This is a genomic window from Actinospineispora eucalypti, assembly GCF_039543365.1.
In the GTDB taxonomy this organism is placed as follows: domain Bacteria; phylum Actinomycetota; class Actinomycetes; order Mycobacteriales; family Pseudonocardiaceae; genus Pseudonocardia; species Pseudonocardia eucalypti.
The window spans coordinates 1-1221 of the sequence record NZ_BAABJP010000038.1; the positions used below are offsets into that span (position 1 = coordinate 1).

Consider the following 1221-nt stretch of genomic DNA (forward strand, 5'->3'; position numbering starts at 1 on the left):
CCCAAATCGGAGGTCATCGAGTCGACGAACACCACCGTCAACGCACCCCACACGAGCGGGTCGACGGGCGAGAGTGGCTAGCGCTCATCGGGCGCCCTCAACGCGGTCAACCTCACCCGAAACCCACACGACCAGGTCGCCACCGCGGTGCACGCCCAGCTCCGCCTGGACACGATATCCACACCGGGACCCGCCGTCTCGGGCCGCGCCTTGGCGGCCAACCCGGCCGAGCTATCACCCGAACGCGCAACACCTTGTTTGAAATTCCGTTAAGTATCGAGTTGTCGATGAGCTGCTGCTTAGATCACGCTGGTCAGCCAGGCCTCGATCTGGGCGTTGAAGTCGAACGGGGACACGAAGCCGCGCCCGGGCAGGAACGAGGTCTCGAAGTAACCGTTGCGGCGCTCGATCAGGCCCTTGGTCTCCGGGTCCCGCGCCGGAGCGAGCTTGATCCGCACCCCGAGTGTCCCGGCGAACGCCGTGGCCTCCACCGTCGGACGGCCGCGCCCGCCGATCGCGGACTCACGGTCCCACAACAAGTTGCGCGGGCAGCGGCCCCAGCCACCGATGATCTCCCACATCCCGGCCAGGATGTCCCCGGCCTTGCGGGAGGGGATCATCACCGCGTCGGTCACCCGCGAGTACCCGCAAGTCATCGCCAGCACCGGCAACACCCGCGCCCCGCCACCGGCGACCGGGATCGGCGCTGGTGGGAACCACAGATCGCACTGGGCCACCTCGCCCGGCTGGTACTCGATGCGGTCGGCGGGATCCGGTGGCACGAACAACGGCCGCAGCTCACGGACCCGGTCCTTCAGGATCGTCAACGACCGGGTCCAGCCAATCCGCTCGGCGATCACCGTCGCCGGCATCCGCGGATGCTCGGCCAGCAGAGACCGGATCCGCGGCTCGACCGCATCCATCAGCGACCCGCGCGGCCCCCGCTCCCGCGACGGCGGCGCGTCCGCCCGCAGCGCCGCCCGCACCGTGTTACGAGCCAGCCCCAACCGGCGGGCGATCTCCTTGATCGGCACACCCTCAGCACGATGCAGACGGCGAACCTCGGCCCACTCTTCCAACCTGATCATCCCCCAGCCTCAGGCAAGGGGTCAGTCCCAACCCGTCGCTACGGGGTCATTCTCAGCGCGCCGTCGACAGATGGCTCGACGCCACGGCTGGGAGCTGCGCAGAAGCCGACGGCGCAATCTCCGAACGATGAAT

General features: G+C 68.6%; 1 pseudogene. It reads right to left on the bottom strand.

The window, feature by feature from the left end:
- Window positions 1–311: 311 nt before the first annotated feature.
- A pseudogene (locus tag ABEB12_RS29820) lies at window positions 312–1088 on the bottom strand (IS21/IS408/IS1162 family transposase); the annotation flags it as partial.
- Window positions 1089–1221 lie beyond the last annotated feature (133 nt).